The 16,142-nt window shown below is 61.9% G+C and carries 15 protein-coding genes; all 15 read right to left on the bottom strand.

Annotated elements, in window-relative coordinates; all coding sequences use genetic code 11:
* Window positions 1–4: 4 nt before the first annotated feature.
* The 15 genes from rplP to rpoC all read right to left on the bottom strand — a co-directional run bounded on the left by rplP (window position 5) and on the right by rpoC (window position 16,124).
* Window positions 5–421, bottom strand: coding sequence for a 50S ribosomal protein L16 (rplP, locus tag KR541_RS01470; RefSeq protein WP_006482873.1), 417 nt, complete (start codon window positions 419–421; stop codon window positions 5–7).
* Between the two features lie 2 nt (window positions 422–423).
* The gene (rpsC, locus tag KR541_RS01465) at window positions 424–1,224 is read right to left on the bottom strand and encodes a 30S ribosomal protein S3 (RefSeq protein ID WP_006482899.1); all 801 of its coding nucleotides are present in this window, start codon (window positions 1,222–1,224) and stop codon (window positions 424–426) included.
* A gap of 11 nt (window positions 1,225–1,235) precedes the next feature.
* Window positions 1,236–1,565, bottom strand: coding sequence for a 50S ribosomal protein L22 (gene rplV / locus KR541_RS01460; RefSeq protein WP_004199272.1), 330 nt, complete (start codon window positions 1,563–1,565; stop codon window positions 1,236–1,238).
* 12 nt (window positions 1,566–1,577) lie between these two features.
* Window positions 1,578–1,853, bottom strand: coding sequence for a 30S ribosomal protein S19 (rpsS, locus tag KR541_RS01455; protein ID WP_004199273.1), 276 nt, complete (start codon window positions 1,851–1,853; stop codon window positions 1,578–1,580).
* 10 nt (window positions 1,854–1,863) lie between these two features.
* On the bottom strand, window positions 1,864–2,691 hold the full coding sequence (rplB, locus tag KR541_RS01450) for a 50S ribosomal protein L2 (RefSeq protein ID WP_006482900.1): 828 nt from the start codon (window positions 2,689–2,691) through the stop codon (window positions 1,864–1,866).
* A gap of 2 nt (window positions 2,692–2,693) precedes the next feature.
* Window positions 2,694–3,008, bottom strand: coding sequence for a 50S ribosomal protein L23 (gene rplW / locus KR541_RS01445; protein WP_004199275.1), 315 nt, complete (start codon window positions 3,006–3,008; stop codon window positions 2,694–2,696).
* A complete protein-coding gene (gene rplD, locus KR541_RS01440; RefSeq protein ID WP_006477192.1) occupies window positions 3,005–3,625 on the bottom strand; it encodes a 50S ribosomal protein L4 in 621 nt (206 codons plus the stop codon). Before rplD ends, rplW begins: the two co-directional genes overlap by 4 nt.
* On the bottom strand, window positions 3,625–4,275 hold the full coding sequence (gene rplC, locus KR541_RS01435) for a 50S ribosomal protein L3 (RefSeq protein WP_006482922.1): 651 nt from the start codon (window positions 4,273–4,275) through the stop codon (window positions 3,625–3,627). The genes rplD and rplC overlap by 1 nt, the downstream gene beginning before the upstream one ends.
* 178 nt (window positions 4,276–4,453) lie before the next feature.
* Window positions 4,454–4,765, bottom strand: a complete 312-nt coding sequence (gene rpsJ, locus KR541_RS01430; protein ID WP_004199280.1) for a 30S ribosomal protein S10 — start codon at window positions 4,763–4,765, stop codon at window positions 4,454–4,456.
* Window positions 4,766–5,049: 284 nt separating this feature from the next.
* Entirely contained in the window at window positions 5,050–6,240 is a 1,191-nt protein-coding gene (gene tuf / locus KR541_RS01425; RefSeq protein ID WP_011350666.1) for an elongation factor Tu, read from the bottom strand.
* A 41-nt stretch (window positions 6,241–6,281) separates the two neighbouring features.
* Window positions 6,282–8,384 carry an elongation factor G gene (gene fusA, locus KR541_RS01420; protein WP_044849034.1) on the bottom strand — a complete coding sequence of 701 codons (2,103 nt, stop codon included), beginning with the start codon at window positions 8,382–8,384 and terminating at the stop codon, window positions 6,282–6,284.
* A 123-nt stretch (window positions 8,385–8,507) separates the two neighbouring features.
* The gene (gene rpsG / locus KR541_RS01415) at window positions 8,508–8,978 is read right to left on the bottom strand and encodes a 30S ribosomal protein S7 (RefSeq protein WP_006477195.1); all 471 of its coding nucleotides are present in this window, start codon (window positions 8,976–8,978) and stop codon (window positions 8,508–8,510) included.
* Window positions 8,979–9,150: 172 nt separating this feature from the next.
* Window positions 9,151–9,531, bottom strand: a complete 381-nt coding sequence (gene rpsL, locus KR541_RS01410; protein WP_006400662.1) for a 30S ribosomal protein S12 — start codon at window positions 9,529–9,531, stop codon at window positions 9,151–9,153.
* Window positions 9,532–9,757: 226 nt separating this feature from the next.
* Window positions 9,758–11,605 (bottom strand): DNA helicase RecQ, encoded by a 1,848-nt coding sequence (gene recQ / locus KR541_RS01405; RefSeq protein ID WP_050013168.1) that lies wholly within the window; start codon window positions 11,603–11,605, stop codon window positions 9,758–9,760.
* Window positions 11,606–11,882: 277 nt separating this feature from the next.
* Window positions 11,883–16,124, bottom strand: coding sequence for a DNA-directed RNA polymerase subunit beta' (gene rpoC / locus KR541_RS01400; protein ID WP_050013169.1), 4,242 nt, complete (start codon window positions 16,122–16,124; stop codon window positions 11,883–11,885).
* Window positions 16,125–16,142 lie beyond the last annotated feature (18 nt).

The following is a 16,142-nucleotide window of genomic DNA, read 5'->3' as shown; positions in this document are numbered from 1 at the left end:
CTCCTTAGGCGCCGAGCTGGCGCACGATGAATGCCGTCTTCAGCGGCAGCTTGGCTGCGGCCAGACGGAACGCTTCGCGTGCCAGTTCTTCGGTTACGCCGTCCATTTCATAGAGCATCTTGCCCGGCTGAATCTCGGCGACGTAGTACTCCGGGTTACCCTTACCGTTACCCATACGCACTTCGGCCGGCTTCTGCGAAATCGGCTTGTCCGGGAAGATCCGGATCCAGATGCGGCCGCCACGCTTGATGTGACGCGTCATTGCACGACGCGCCGCTTCAATCTGACGTGCGGTCAAACGACCGCGACCGATCGCCTTCAGGCCGAATTCACCGAACGACACTGCGTTGCCGCGCGTCGCCTTGCCGGTGTTACGACCCTTCTGCTCTTTACGATACTTTCTGCGTTTCGGTTGCAGCATCGTTATTCTCCAGTCTTGCCGTCTTCGGGCTTGCCGGCGCCACGGCGCGGTGCGCCACGACGAGCACCCGGAGCGCCGCCTTCGCCGTCACGGCGCGGACGACGGTCGCCCGGACGCGCATTGCGACGCGGACGCTTGTCTTCGGCTACTTCTTCCACCACCGGTGCGTCGTTGCGGCCGAGCGTATCGCCCTTGTAGACCCACACCTTGACGCCGATGATCCCGTAAGTCGTCTTCGCTTCCGAAGTCGCGTAGTCGATATCAGCACGCAGCGTGTGAAGCGGCACGCGACCTTCGCGATACCACTCCGTACGAGCGATTTCGATACCGTTCAGACGGCCTGCGCTCATGATCTTGATGCCTTGGGCACCCAGACGCATCGCGTTCTGCATCGCACGCTTCATCGCGCGACGGAACATGATCCGGCGCTCGAGCTGTTGCGTGATCGAGTCAGCGATCAGCTGAGCATCGGTTTCCGGCTTGCGGATTTCTTCGATGTTGACGTGAACCGGCACGCCCATGCGGCGTTGCAGTTCCGTCTTCAGCTGTTCGATATCCTCGCCCTTCTTGCCGATGACCACGCCCGGACGCGAGCTGTAAATCGTGATGCGCGCGTTCTTCGCCGGACGCTCGATGACGACCCGACCGACCGAAGCGTTCTTCAGCTTCTTCTTCAGGTACTCACGAACACCGATGTCTTCCTGCAGCATCGCCGCGAAATTGTTGTTGTTCGCGTACCAACGCGAAGCCCAATTGCGGCTGACAGCCAGGCGGAAGCCAGTCGGATGAATTTTCTGTCCCATCGTATGGCTCCTTAATTCCCGACCGTCACAGTGATGTGACAGGATTGCTTCTCGATGCGGTTACCGCGGCCCTTGGCGCGCGCGGTGAAACGCTTGAGCGATGCAGCCTTGTCGACGTAGATGCTCTTGATCTTGAGCTCGTCGATATCAGCGCCTTCGTTGTGCTCCGCATTCGCGATTGCCGACAGCACAACCTTCTTCACGATGCCAGCCGCCTTCTTCGGCGAGAACGTCAGAACGTTCAGCGCCTTGTCGACCGGCAAACCGCGGATCTGGTCAGCCACAAGGCGCGTTTTCTGCGCCGAGATGCGGGCACCGCGATGAATTGCTTTCACTTCCATCTTGATTGCCCCTTATTTCTTGGCCTTCTTGTCGGCTGCGTGACCCTTGAACGTACGGGTCAGTGCGAACTCGCCAAGCTTGTGGCCGACCATGTTTTCCGAGATGTACACCGGAACGTGTTGACGGCCGTTGTGAACAGCGATCGTCAGGCCGATGAAATCCGGCAGAATCGTCGAGCGACGCGACCAGGTCTTGATCGGCTTTTTGTCGCGCGAAGCTGCAGCCGCCTCAACTTTCTTCAGCAAATGGGCGTCGCAGAACGGACCTTTTTTAACAGAACGTGCCATTGCCTACTCCTTAACGCTTGTGACGGCGCTGGACGATCATCGTCGTCGTGCGCTTGTTGCTGCGGGTGCGGTAACCCTTAGCCGGCGTACCCCACGGGCTCACCGGGTCGCGACCTGCAGCCGTCTTGCCCTCACCACCACCGTGCGGGTGATCGACCGGGTTCATCGCAACGCCACGCACCGTCGGGCGGATACCGCGCCAGCGGTTCGCGCCAGCCTTGCCGATCTGGCGCAGGCTATGCTCTTCGTTGCCGACTTCACCGATCGTTGCACGGCACTCGATGTGCACGCGGCGGATTTCGCCCGAACGCAGACGAACCTGCGCGTAGACGCCTTCACGTGCGAGCAGCATGGCCGACGTGCCAGCCGAACGCGCCATTTGCGCGCCCTTGCCCGGCAGCATCTCGATGCAGTGGATCGTCGTACCGACCGGAATGTTGCGGATCGGCAGCGTGTTGCCTGCACGGATCGGCGCTTCCGAACCCGACATCAGCTGTTGGCCGACGGTCAGGCCCTTCGGGGCGATGATGTAGCGACGTTCGCCGTCTGCGTAGAGCACCAGCGCGATGTTCGCGCTGCGGTTCGGGTCGTACTCGAGACGTTCGACCTTTGCCGGGATGCCATCCTTCGTGCGACGGAAATCGACGATACGATAGTGCTGCTTGTGACCACCACCCTTGTGACGCGTGGTGATACGACCGTTGTTGTTACGGCCGGCGGTCGAGCTCTGCGAGTCGAGCAGTGCCGCGAACGGCTTGCCCTGGTGCAGGTTCTTGTTGACCACCTTGACCATCGCGCGGCGACCCGGCGATGTCGGCTTAACTTTAACGATTGCCATGATTACTTGGCCTCCGCTTCAAAGTTGATTTCCTGGCCGGGCTTCAGGCAAACGTACGCCTTCTTCACGTCCTTGCGGCGGCCCATCGAACGGCCGAAGCGCTTTTGCTTGCCCTTCTGAACCAGCACGTTGACCGAATCAACTTCAACCTTGAACAGCAGCTCGACAGCCGCCTTCACTTCCTGCTTCGTGGCATCCGGTGCGACTTCGAACACGACTTGCTCGTTCTTGTCGGCAACCAGCGTCGCCTTTTCCGAGATCACCGGTGCGAGCAGGACCTGCATCAAACGATGATCGTTCTTGCGAATCTCGCTCATGACAGCAACTCCTCGATCTGGGCGACCGCAGCCTTCGTGACCAGCACTTTCTTGAAGTAGATCAGCGACAGCGGGTCAGCGTAGCGCGGCTCGACAATCGCCACGTGCGGCAGGTTGCGCGAAGCCAGGTACAGGTTCTCGTCGACCGTGTCCGTGATGATCAGAACGGAGTCGAGACCCATGGTCTTGAATTTGTCGGCCAGCAGCTTGGTCTTCGGCGCTTCGAGGATGATGTCCTCGACGACCGACAGACGGCCTTCACGGGCCAGCTGCGAGAAGATCGAGCAGAGACCTGCGCGATGCATCTTCTTGTTGACCTTGTGCGAGAAGTTTTCTTCCGGCGAATTCGGGAAGATACGACCACCGCCACGCCACAGCGGGCTCGACGACATACCGGCACGAGCGCGGCCCGTACCCTTCTGGCGCCACGGCTTCTTGGTCGTGTGCTTGACTTGCTCACGGTCCTTCTGTGCGCGGTTACCCTGGCGAGCATTCGCCTGGTAAGCGACGACGACCTGGTGGATCAGCGCTTCGTTGTAGTCACGACCGAACACGACGTCCGATGCGTTGACCACTGCACCTTCCTGACCATTTTCGTTCAGGAGCTTGAGTTCCATTATTTCGCCCCCTTGGTCTTGACGGCCGGCGTCACGAAGACCTTGCCGCCCTTCGCGCCCGGAATCGCACCCTTCACGAGCAGCAGCTTGCGCTCTGCGTCGATACGGGCGATTTCGAGGTTCTGCACCGTCACCGTCACGTCACCCATGTGACCCGTCATGCGTTTACCCGGGAAAACACGACCCGGATCCTGCGCCATACCGATCGAGCCCGGCACGTTGTGCGAGCGCGAGTTACCGTGCGTGGCACGGCCGGAGGAGAAGTTGTAACGCTTGATCGTACCGGCGTAGCCCTTACCGATCGACACGCCTTGCACGTCGACCTTCTGGCCCACTTCGAAAAGATCTGCACCGACCACGGCGCCATTCGACAGCTCGGCTGCCTTGGCCGCGTCAATGCGGAATTCCTTGAGGATTTCACCGGCTTCGACACCGGCTTTGGCGAGATGACCTGCCAGCGGCTTCGTCACGCGCGATGCGCGGCGGGAGCCGAATGCAACCTGCACGGCCGTGTAGCCGTCGGTTTCAACAGTCTTGATCTGCGTCACGCGGTTGTCCGACACGTCCAGCACGGTGACGGGAATCGAATCCCCTTCAGCCGTGAAGATACGGGTCATGCCAACCTTGCGACCTACGAGTCCAAGGCTCATCATTTTCTCCATTCCCGACTGCGATTGGTCGGGGCTGATTTACAAAATGCCGGGCACGCAAGGCCCAACTTTTTTACGCGAATACGCGAAAAGCCAAGCAGTATAGCCCGACTTCTCGATTTCCGCAAGCAATACAAAGACTTAGCGCCGCCCGGCATGCCGACCGGCGCTGGAAGCCTTACTGCAGCTTGATTTCCACGTCGACACCAGCCGGCAGGTCGAGCTTCATCAGCGCGTCAACGGTCTTGTCCGTCGGGTCGACGATGTCCATCAGGCGCTGGTGGGTGCGGATTTCGAGCTGATCGCGCGACGTCTTGTTGACGTGCGGCGAACGCAGGATGTCAAAACGCTGAATGCGCGTCGGCAGCGGCACCGGGCCACGGACGATTGCGCCAGTCCGCTTCGCGGTATCGACGATTTCGGCAGCCGATTGATCGATCAGACGATAGTCGAATGCCTTCAGGCGAATGCGGATTTTCTGTTGCTGCATGACAATTCCTTGAAAAGAGCGAGGCGATGTTGCATCGCCGGACACTAAAAGAACGTGAAACATGACGCCTGCGGGGAGCGAAGCATCAGGTTCCGGACAGGACTTCCACTGCTAAGCCCGCGATTCTACACGAAAATTCGCGGTGGCGGGCGTTTGTCAATAGGGCGATTCGCACGCCACAAAGAAAAACCGGGTGCCAGATCGAACTGGACACCCGGTTTCGACGGTACACAGCTGCTTACCGTGCAATCGCGGACCCCGTCGGGATCCGCGGATCGTCGATCTTACTCGATGATCTTGGCGACGACGCCGGCGCCGACGGTACGGCCGCCTTCGCGGATCGCGAAGCGCAGACCTTCTTCCATCGCGATCGGAGCAATCAGCTTCACCGTGATCGACACGTTGTCGCCCGGCATCACCATTTCCTTGTCCTTCGGCAGCTCGATCGAGCCCGTCACGTCCGTCGTACGGAAGTAGAACTGCGGACGGTAGTTGTTGAAGAACGGCGTGTGACGGCCGCCTTCGTCCTTGCTCAGCACGTACACTTCAGCCGTGAAGTGCGTGTGCGGCGTGATCGAACCCGGCTTCGCCAGAACCTGGCCGCGCTCCACGTCTTCACGCTTCGTGCCGCGCAGCAGGATACCGACGTTGTCGCCTGCCTGGCCTTGGTCCAGCAGCTTGCGGAACATTTCAACGCCCGTGCAGGTCGTCTTCACCGTCGGCTTGATACCGACGATTTCGATTTCCTCGCCGACCTTCACGATGCCGCGCTCGACGCGACCCGTCACCACCGTACCGCGGCCCGAGATCGAGAACACGTCTTCCACCGGCATCAGGAACGCGCCGTCAACTGCACGCTCCGGCGTCGGGATGTACGTGTCCAGCGCGTCGGCCAGGCTCATGATCGCCACTTCGCCCAGCTCGCCCGTGTCGCCTTCCAGCGCCAGCTTTGCCGAACCCTTCACGATCGGCGTGTCGTCGCCCGGGAAGTCGTACTTCGACAGGAGCTCGCGAACTTCCATCTCGACCAGCTCGAGCAGTTCTGCGTCGTCCACCATGTCGCACTTGTTCAGGAACACGATGATGTACGGAACGCCAACCTGACGCGCCAGCAGGATGTGCTCACGCGTTTGCGGCATCGGGCCGTCTGCTGCCGAGCAAACCAGGATCGCGCCGTCCATCTGCGCTGCGCCCGTGATCATGTTCTTCACATAGTCAGCGTGGCCCGGGCAGTCGACGTGTGCGTAGTGGCGGTTAGCCGTTTCGTACTCGACGTGTGCCGTGTTGATCGTGATGCCGCGCGCCTTTTCTTCCGGTGCCGCGTCGATCTGGTCGTACGCCTTCGCTTCGCCGCCGAACTTCTTCGTCAGAACCGTCGTGATCGCTGCCGTCAGCGTCGTCTTGCCGTGGTCAACGTGACCAATCGTACCAACGTTCACGTGCGGCTTGGTCCGCTCAAATTTACCTTTTGCCATGATTCTCTTCTTTCAAAAATTATCGGTTGGTAGCTGCAGATTTACTTCGACTTCGCGCTGATGATCGCTTCGGCAACGTTGCGCGGAGCTTCAGCGTAGTGCTTGAACTCCATCGTGTACGTTGCACGACCTTGCGTCAGCGAACGCAGCGACGTCGAGTAACCGAACATTTCCGACAGCGGCACTTCGGCGCGCACGATCTTGCCGCCGCCGACCATGTCTTCCATGCCCTGGACGATACCGCGACGGCCCGACAGGTCGCCCATCACGTTGCCCATGTAGTCTTCCGGCGTCTCGACTTCGACAGCCATCATCGGCTCGAGGACGACCGGGTTCGCCTTGCGCATCGCTTCCTTGAACGCCATCGAACCGGCCATGCGGAACGCGTTTTCGTTCGAGTCAACGTCGTGGTACGAACCGAACGTCAGGTGAACCTTCACGTCGACGACCGGGAAGCCAGCCAGCACGCCCGACTTCAGCGTGTCCTGGATACCCTTGTCGACCGCCGGGATGTATTCGCGCGGAATCACACCACCCTTGATCTCGTCGAAGAACTCGTAGCCCTTGCCTTGTTCGTTCGGCTCGAGCGTGATGACCGCGTGACCGTACTGGCCGCGACCACCCGACTGCTTGACGAACTTGCCGTCGACATCCTTCGCCGTCGAACGGATCGTTTCGCGGTACGCAACCTGCGGCTTGCCGACGGTCGCTTCCACGCCGAATTCACGCTTCATCCGGTCGACCAGAATTTCGAGGTGGAGCTCGCCCATCCCCGAAATGATGGTCTGGCCCGACTCTTCGTCGGTCTGCACGCGGAACGACGGGTCTTCCTGAGCCAGACGGTTCAGCGCGAGGCCCATCTTTTCCTGGTCGGCCTTGGTCTTCGGCTCGACTGCCTGCGAAATCACCGGCTCCGGGAACACCATGCGTTCGAGAACGATCGGGTTCGCCGGGTCGCACAGCGTGTCGCCCGTGGTCGCTTCCTTCAGGCCGACCGCTGCGGCGATGTCGCCTGCGCGGACTTCCTTGATTTCTTCACGCTGGTTCGCGTGCATCTGCAGAATACGGCCGAGGCGTTCCTTCTTGCCCTTGGTCGAGTTCAGCAGCGTGTCGCCCGAATTGACGACGCCCGAGTACACACGGAAGAAGATCAGCTGGCCGACGAACGGGTCGGTCATGATCTTGAACGCGAGCGACGAGAACTTCTCTTCGTCCGACGCCTTGCGCTCGGCTTCTTCGCCGTTTTCGAGTTCGCCCTTGACCGGCGGGATGTCGACCGGCGACGGCAGGAAGTCGATCACGGCGTCGAGCATACGCTGCACGCCCTTGTTCTTGAACGCGGTACCGCACAGCATCGGCTGGATTTCGCATGCGATCGTACGATCACGCAGCGCCTTGACGATGTCGGCTTCCGGCAGATCGCCTTCTTCCAGGTACTTGTTCATCAGGTCTTCGCTGGCTTCGGCAGCCACTTCGACCATCTTTTCGCGCCATTCCTTGCAGGTTTCCGCGAGCTCGGCCGGGATGTCGACGTAGTCGAACTTCGTGCCTTGCGACGCTTCGTCCCAAATGATCGCCTTCATCTTGATCAGGTCGACCACGCCCTTGAAGTTTTCTTCCGAGCCGATCGGCACCACGACCGGAACCGGGTTCGCCTTCAGGCGCAGACGGAGCTGGTCGTAGACCTTGAAGAAGTTCGCGCCGGTACGGTCCATCTTGTTGACGAACGCGAGACGCGGCACCTTGTACTTGTTCGCCTGGCGCCACACCGTTTCCGACTGCGGCTGCACGCCGCCCACTGCGCAGTACACCATGCACGCGCCGTCGAGCACGCGCATCGAGCGCTCCACTTCGATCGTGAAGTCGACGTGGCCCGGGGTGTCGATGATGTTGATGCGGTGTTCCGGATAGTTGCCGCCCATGCCCTTCCAGAAGGCCGTGGTAGCAGCGGACGTGATCGTGATGCCACGTTCCTGTTCCTGCTCCATCCAGTCCATCGTGGCTGCGCCGTCGTGGACTTCACCGATCTTGTGGTTCACACCGGTGTAAAACAGAATGCGCTCGGTCGTCGTCGTTTTGCCGGCGTCGATGTGAGCGCTAATACCGATATTGCGGTAGCGCTCGATAGGAGTCTTGCGAGCCACTTTGATCCTCTACTGGGATGACGTGATGCAGCCCTGCCGCATCACGCCTCAACACAAACGGGCGAGGCGCCTGAAAAGCGCACCCGCCCGGAATTTATTTCCGCAAACAGCCCAGCCAGGCGCTTAGAAACGGAAATGCGAGAACGCGCGGTTGGCTTCTGCCATGCGGTGAACTTCGTCGCGCTTCTTCATCGCGCCGCCACGGCCTTCGGCCGCCTCGGAGAGTTCACCTGCCAGGCGCAGGGCCATCGACTTCTCGCTGCGCTTCTTCGCAGCCTCACGCAGCCAGCGCATCGCCAATGCCATACGACGCGACGGGCGCACTTCGACCGGAACTTGATAGTTGGCACCACCAACGCGACGGCTCTTCACTTCGACCACCGGCTTCACGTTGTTGAGCGCAACCGTGAACACTTCCAGCGGGTCCTTGCCACCCTTGGTCTGGATTTGTTCGAATGCGCCATAAACGATGCGCTCTGCGACCGACTTCTTGCCGGACAGCATCAGCATGTTCATGAACTTGGCAACATCAACGTTACCGAACTTCGGATCCGGCAACACTTCCCGCTTGGGGACTTCGCGACGACGCGGCATGATTCTTCCTTTACTTGTTCAGTTGGAGCTGGATTCAGCTCCGCGGCCACCAACAAACCCGATCACATCTTCACGACTAACCAGCTTGGCCGGGTGACCACTTACTCGACAGCACCGGCAATCCGGCACTCCCGCCTTGACCGCCCTGCGGCGATCCCTGATCAAAAACTGCTTACTTGGCAGCCTTTGCACGCTTCGCGCCGTACTTCGAACGCGCTTGCTTACGGTCCTTGACGCCCTGGGTATCCAGCGAGCCGCGAACCATGTGGTAACGCACACCCGGCAAGTCCTTCACACGGCCGCCGCGGATCAGCACAACCGAGTGTTCCTGCAGGTTGTGGCCTTCACCGCCGATGTACGAAATCACTTCGAAGCCGTTCGTCAGACGAACCTTGGCGACCTTACGGAGTGCCGAGTTAGGCTTCTTCGGCGTCGTCGTGTACACACGGGTGCACACGCCGCGACGCTGGGGGCAGTCCTGCAGGGCCGGGCTCTTGCTCTTCGTCGTTTCCGACTGACGGCCTTTGCGAACCAGTTGGTTGATGGTTGGCATTGTTTATTCCTGAAATTGAACAAAATCTGCACGCCGATTTCGGGCAAAGCGAGAATCGACGCACAGTTGACTTCCGAACCGGCGAATCGGGTGCGAACTGTCGAACGCGACTCGGCCCACCGAATACCGGAACCCAGCATGATATTCCGGAAATGCCAACTAAGTCAACGGCTTGCGTGATTTGCCGGCCGAGCGCGCGGTTTACAGCAGGGGTCGGAACGCTGTGTCAGGCCGATTCGACGACGTCGATGATCTCGTCGCCGAAGCGCTCGAGCTTGCGCACGCCCATGCCGGGGATGTGGCGCAGGTCCTCGATCGTCTCCGGCGCGTTGCGCGCGATTTCGGCGAGCGTCGCGTCGTGGAAGATCACGTAGGCCGGCACGCCGTCCGTCTTTGCGGTTTCCGCGCGCCAGGCGCGCAGCGCGTCCCACCGTGCGCGCTCGCGGGCGCCCATGCCGGCCGTCGGGTCGACGCGCGTGCCGCTGCGGCTCGACGACTGGCGCGTGCGCTGCGGCTTCACGTAGCGGCGCAGCGTGACCTTTTCCTCGTTCTTCAGCACCGGCTTCGCGGCCTCGGTGAGCACCAGCGCGCCGAAGCCGCCATGATCGACGGCCAGGTAGCCGTACGCGACCAGTTGCCGGAAAATCGCGCGCCACTCGGGCTCGGAGAGCGCCGCGCCGATCCCGAACGTGCTCAACTGGTCATGGCCGCGCTGCAGCACCTTCTCCGTGCGGCCGCCGCGCAGGATCTCGATCAGATGGCTCGCGCCGAAGTTGAAGCCGCTTGCACGCTGCGCGCGGAACACGCACGACAGCGCCATCTGCGCCTCGCGCGTCGCGTCCCAGGAATCGGGCGGCTCGAGGCACGTGTCGCAGTTGCCGCACGGCTGGCTCGCCTCGCCGAAGTAGTTCAGCAGCCGGACGCGGCGGCACGAGATCGTCTCGCACAGCCCAAGCAGCGCGTCGAGCTTCGACGTCTGCACGCGCTTGTGCGCGTCGTCCGCGTCCGACTCGTCGATCATCTTGCGCTGCTGGACGACGTCGCCGAGGCCATACGCCATCCACGCGTTCGCGGGCATCCCGTCGCGGCCCGCGCGGCCGGTCTCCTGGTAGTAGCCTTCGACGCTCTTCGGCAAATCGAGGTGCGCGACGAAGCGTACGTCGGGCTTGTCGATGCCCATGCCGAACGCGATCGTCGCGCACATCACGATGCCTTCCTCGCGCTGGAACATTTCCTGGTGCTTCTGCCGCACCTCGAACTCCATGCCCGCGTGATACGGCAGCGCGCGCACGCCCTGCGCCTTCAGCCATTCGGCTGTTTCCTCGACCTTGCGGCGCGACAGGCAATAGACGACGCCGGCGTCCGTCGTGCCGTCGGCATTCGTGTGCTCGGCGCGGATGAAGTCGAGCAGCTGCGAACGCGCGTTGTCCTTCTCGACGATCCGGTAGCGGATGTTCGGGCGGTCGAAGCTCGACACGAACACGCGCGCGTCGTCGAGCGCGAGACGATGGATGATTTCGTCGCGCGTGATCGCATCGGCAGTGGCGGTCAGCGCGATGCGCGGCACCGACGGGAAGCGCTCGTGCAGCACCGACAGCTGAATGTATTCCGGGCGGAAATCGTGCCCCCATTGCGACACGCAGTGCGCTTCGTCGATCGCGAACAGGCCGATCTTCGCGCGCTCGAGCAGCTCGAGGAAGCGCCCGGTCATCAACCGCTCCGGCGCGACGTACAGCAGATCGATGTCGCCCTCGCGCAGCGCGCGCTCGGTGGCCGCCGCCTCGGCGCCCGACAGCGTCGAATTCAGGTAGGCCGCACGCACGCCGACTTCGCTCAACGCGGCGACCTGGTCCTGCATCAGCGCGATCAGCGGCGACACGACGATGCCGGCGCCCTGCCCAGCCTCGCGGCGCAGCAGCGCGGGGATCTGGTAGCACAGCGACTTGCCGCCGCCGGTCGGCATCAGCACGAGACAATCGCCGCCGCCGGCGACGTGCTCGACGATCTCGCCCTGCTGGCCGCGAAAGGCGGAGTAACCAAAGACTTCGTCGAGTATTTCGAGGGCGCGGGACATGAATGAGACCAGGGACGGCTAAACGATGACCGCAATTTTAACAACCCGCTCGCGCGACGCGTGGCGAATCGCACGATGTTGGCCATTCGGTCAGGGTTCGTTCGCGTGCATCACGGGCCTGTCGCGGTCATACCGAAGGCGATCGCGGGGCATGCGCCGGCGCGGCACAGGCACGTCATGCGCGTGAACGAAGGATGAAAAAAAACCGCCCGGCAGAACCGGGCGGTTTCGGTGACAGCGATGATAGCAAGGCAACGCGGCTTGCGCCGCGCCGCGCTTACTCGGCTGCCGGGTGTTGCGGCTCTTCCGCCGGCGCGCTCGGCGTGCCGAAGTCGAATGCCTCTTCCGCTGCGATCTGGTCGAAACGCTCGCGATCCGAAGATTCCTTCGCCTTGCGTGCCTTGTGGAACGCGAGACCCGTACCGGCCGGAATCAGACGGCCGACGATCACGTTTTCCTTCAGGCCGCGCAGATCGTCGCGCTTGCCCATGATCGCCGCTTCGGTCAGCACGCGGGTCGTTTCCTGGAACGATGCCGCGGAGATGAACGAGTCGGTCGACAGCGATGCCTTCGTGATACCGAGCAGCACGTTGTCGTACGAAGCCGGACGCTTGCCCTCGGCGATCATGCGATCGTTCTCGTCCAGCATGTCGGAACGCTCGACCTGTTCGCCCGGGATGAAGCGCGTATCGCCGTTGTCGGTGATCTGCACACGACGCAGCATCTGGCGAACGATCACCTCGATGTGCTTGTCGTTGATCTTCACGCCCTGCAGACGGTACACGTCCTGCACTTCGTCGACGATGTAGCGCGACAGCGCCTCGATACCCTGCAGACGCAGGATGTCGTGCGGATCGGCCGGACCGTCCACGATCATTTCGCCCTTGTTGACGACCTGGGCATCGTGAACCAGAACCTGCTTTTCCTTCGCGATCAGGAACTCGTGCTGGTTGCCCTCGAGGTCCGTGATGACGAGACGCTGCTTGCCCTTCGTGTCCTTGCCGAACGACGTCGTACCGGTGACTTCCGCGAGAATGCCGGCATCCTTCGGCGAACGCGCTTCGAACAGTTCCGCCACCCGCGGCAGACCGCCGGTAATGTCACGCGTCTTCTGCGCTTCCGTCGGGATACGTGCGAGCACTTCACCGACCTGCACCTGCTGGCCATCCTTCACGGTGATCAGCGCGCCGACCTGGAAGCCGATCTGCACTGCGTGCTCCGTGCCCGGAATCTTCACTTCCTCGCCGTTCGCGTCGAGCAGCTTCACCTGCGGACGCACGCTCTTCGAAGCCTGCGAACCGCGGCGCTTCACGTCGATCACGACCAGCGTCGACAGGCCGGTCACGTCGTCGATCTGCTTCGCGACGGTCACGCCTTCCTCGACGTTCTCGAACTTCACCGTACCACCGTACTCGGTGATGATCGGACGCGTCAGCGGATCCCACGTGGCGAGCTGCGTGCCGGCCTTGATCGTCGCGCCGTCGAGCTGCAGCAGCGTCGCGCCGTACGGCACTTTGTGACGCTCGCGCTCGCGACCGAAGTCGTCGGTGATCATCGCTTCGCCCGAACGGGAAATGACGATCTGCTCGCCCTTCGCGTTCGTGACGTAGCGCATCGTCGCCGTGAAGCGAACGATACCGTTGCTCTTCGCTTCGACCGACGAAGCCACTGCCGCACGCGATGCCGCGCCACCGATGTGGAACGTACGCATCGTCAGCTGCGTGCCCGGTTCGCCGATCGACTGCGCCGCGATCACGCCGACCGCTTCGCCGACGTTCACGAGCGAGCCGCGGCCGAGGTCGCGACCGTAGCAGGCTGCGCACAAGCCGTAACGCGTCTCGCAGGTCAGCGGCGTGCGCACGCGCACTTCGTCGATGCCGAGGCGTTCGATTTCCTCGACCGCCGTTTCGTCGAGCAGCGTGCCCGATTCATACAGCGTTTCCTGCGTTTCCGGGTTCACGACGTCCGCGACCGCGACGCGGCCGAGGATACGGTCGCGCAGCGCTTCGACGACTTCACCGCCTTCGACCAGCGCCTTCATCGCCACGCCGTTCGACGTGCCGCAATCGTCTTCCACCACGACCAGATCCTGCGTGACGTCGACCAGACGACGTGTCAGGTAACCCGAGTTCGCGGTCTTCAGTGCCGTATCAGCCAGACCCTTACGTGCACCGTGGGTCGAGATGAAGTACTGCAACACGTTCAGACCTTCGCGGAAGTTCGCGGTAATCGGCGTCTCGATAATCGAGCCGTCCGGCTTCGCCATCAGGCCACGCATACCGGCCAGCTGACGAATCTGAACCGCCGAACCCCGGGCGCCCGAGTCGGCCATCATGTAGATCGAGTTGAACGACTCCTGGCGCGTCTCGTTGCCGTCGCGGTCCGTCACCGGCTCCGTCGACAGCTGCTCCATCATCGCCTTGCCGACCGCTTCCGACGTTGCCGACCAGATGTCGACCACGTTGTTGTAGCGTTCCTGCGCGGTGACGAGACCCGACATGTACTGGCGGTCGTACTCCTTCACCTTCTTCGCGGCGTCGCCGACGATCGTTTCCTTCTGCGGCGGCACGAGCATGTCGTCCACGCAGATCGAGATGCCGGCACGCGTCGCGAGACGGAAACCCGACTGCATCAGCTGGTCGGCGAACACGACCGTCGCACGCAGACCGCACTTGCGGAACGCCGTGTTGATCAGGCGCGAGATTTCCTTCTTCTTCAGCGGCTTGTTCAGCACCGAGAACGGCAGGCCGTGCGGCAGGATCTCCGACAGGATCGCGCGACCGACGGTCGTCGCGTACAGCGTGATCTTCGGCACGAACGGCGGCGCGCCTTCGGACGTGTCTTCGTTGTGGACCATTTCGGTGATCCGCACGTTGACGCGCGAGGCCAGCTCGACTTCCTTGTTCTCGTACGCGCGAATGACTTCCGACACGCCCGTGAACGACAGGCCTTCGCCCTTGCCGTTGACCGCTTCGCGGGTCGCGTAGTACAGACCCAGCACGATATCCTGCGACGGCACGATCGACGGATCGCCGTTGGCCGGGAACAGCACGTTGTTCGACGCCAGCATCAGCGTGCGCGCTTCCATCTGCGCTTCGAGCGACAGCGGCACGTGAACGGCCATCTGGTCACCGTCGAAGTCGGCGTTGAACGCCGCGCAGACGAGCGGGTGCAGCTGGATCGCCTTGCCTTCGATCAGGACCGGCTCGAACGCCTGGATACCGAGACGGTGCAGCGTCGGCGCACGGTTCAGCATCACCGGGTGCTCGCGGATCACCTCTTCGAGGATGTCCCACACCACCGGCGTCTGGTTCTCGACTTCCTTCTTCGCAGCCTTGATGGTCGTGGCAACGCCCATCACTTCCAGCTTGTTGAAGATGAACGGCTTGAACAGTTCGAGCGCCATCAGCTTCGGCAGACCGCACTGGTGCAGCTTCAGCGTCGGGCCGACCACGATGACCGAACGGCCCGAGTAGTCGACGCGCTTGCCCAGCAGGTTCTGACGGAAACGACCGCCCTTGCCCTTGATCATGTCGGCGAGCGACTTCAGCGGACGCTTGTTCGCGCCCGTCATCGCCTTGCCGCGACGACCGTTGTCGAGCAGCGAGTCGACGGCTTCCTGCAGCATCCGCTTTTCGTTGCGGACGATGATTTCAGGCGCCTTCAGCTCGAGCAGACGCTTCAACCGGTTGTTACGGTTGATCACGCGGCGATACAGGTCGTTCAGGTCCGACGTCGCGAAACGGCCGCCGTCCAGCGGCACCAGCGGACGCAGTTCCGGCGGCAGCACCGGCAGCACTTCGAGGATCATCCACTCGGGCTTGATGCCCGAACGCTGGAATGCCTCGAGGACCTTCAGGCGCTTCGCGTACTTCTTGATCTTCGCTTCCGAGCCGGTGTTCTTCAGCTCGGTGCGCAGCGTCTCGACCTGCTCGTCGATATTGATCGCGCGCAGCAGTTCACGCACGCCTTCCGCGCCCATTTCGGCACGGAATTCGTCGCCGTATTCCTCGACCTTGTTGTAGTAATCCTCTTCGGTCATGATCTGCCGCGCCTTCAGCGGCGTCATGCCCGGTTCGATCACCACGTACGCTTCGAAGTACAGCACGCGTTCGATGTCGCGCAGCGTCATGTCGAGCACCATGCCCAGACGCGACGGCAGCGACTTCAGGAACCAGATGTGCGCGACCGGCGAGGCCAGTTCGATGTGGCCCATCCGTTCGCGACGCACCTTCGCCAGCGTCACTTCGACGCCGCACTTCTCGCAGATCACGCCGCGGTGCTTCAGGCGCTTGTACTTGCCGCACAGGCACTCGTAGTCCTTGATCGGCCCGAAGATCTTCGCGCAGAACAGACCATCGCGTTCCGGCTTGAACGTACGGTAGTTGATGGTCTCCGGCTTCTTCACTTCGCCGAACGACCACGAACGGATCTTGTCGGGCGAGGCCAGACCGATCTTGATCGCGTCGAAAACTTCTTCCTGTTGGACTTGCTTGAATAGATCGAGCAGAGCTTTCATTGCTTTCTCTCCGTAGTC

Origin of the sequence: Burkholderia sola, assembly GCF_905400185.1 — a bacterium.
In the GTDB taxonomy this organism is placed as follows: Bacteria; Pseudomonadota; Gammaproteobacteria; order Burkholderiales; family Burkholderiaceae; genus Burkholderia; species Burkholderia sola.
The sequence above is the reverse complement of the archived record's forward strand: the minus strand, read 5'-3'. Positions and strand labels throughout refer to the sequence as shown.

Coding starts and splice junctions, on each gene's coding strand:
- rplP (WP_006482873.1), bottom strand. CDS start 421: ATGCTGCAACCGAAACGCAGAAAGTATCGTAAAGAGCAGAAGGGTCGT.
- rpsC (WP_006482899.1), bottom strand. CDS start 1,224: ATGGGACAGAAAATTCATCCGACTGGCTTCCGCCTGGCTGTCAGCCGC.
- rplV (WP_004199272.1), bottom strand. CDS start 1,565: ATGGAAGTGAAAGCAATTCATCGCGGTGCCCGCATCTCGGCGCAGAAA.
- rpsS (WP_004199273.1), bottom strand. CDS start 1,853: ATGGCACGTTCTGTTAAAAAAGGTCCGTTCTGCGACGCCCATTTGCTG.
- rplB (WP_006482900.1), bottom strand. CDS start 2,691: ATGGCAATCGTTAAAGTTAAGCCGACATCGCCGGGTCGCCGCGCGATG.
- rplW (WP_004199275.1), bottom strand. CDS start 3,008: ATGAGCGAGATTCGCAAGAACGATCATCGTTTGATGCAGGTCCTGCTC.
- rplD (WP_006477192.1), bottom strand. CDS start 3,625: ATGGAACTCAAGCTCCTGAACGAAAATGGTCAGGAAGGTGCAGTGGTC.
- rplC (WP_006482922.1), bottom strand. CDS start 4,275: ATGAGCCTTGGACTCGTAGGTCGCAAGGTTGGCATGACCCGTATCTTC.
- rpsJ (WP_004199280.1), bottom strand. CDS start 4,765: ATGCAGCAACAGAAAATCCGCATTCGCCTGAAGGCATTCGACTATCGT.
- tuf (WP_011350666.1), bottom strand. CDS start 6,240: ATGGCAAAAGGTAAATTTGAGCGGACCAAGCCGCACGTGAACGTTGGT.
- rpsG (WP_006477195.1), bottom strand. CDS start 8,978: ATGCCGCGTCGTCGCGAAGTCCCCAAGCGGGAAGTGTTGCCGGATCCG.
- rpsL (WP_006400662.1), bottom strand. CDS start 9,531: ATGCCAACCATCAACCAACTGGTTCGCAAAGGCCGTCAGTCGGAAACG.
- recQ (WP_050013168.1), bottom strand. CDS start 11,605: ATGTCCCGCGCCCTCGAAATACTCGACGAAGTCTTTGGTTACTCCGCC.
- rpoC (WP_050013169.1), bottom strand. CDS start 16,124: ATGAAAGCTCTGCTCGATCTATTCAAGCAAGTCCAACAGGAAGAAGTT.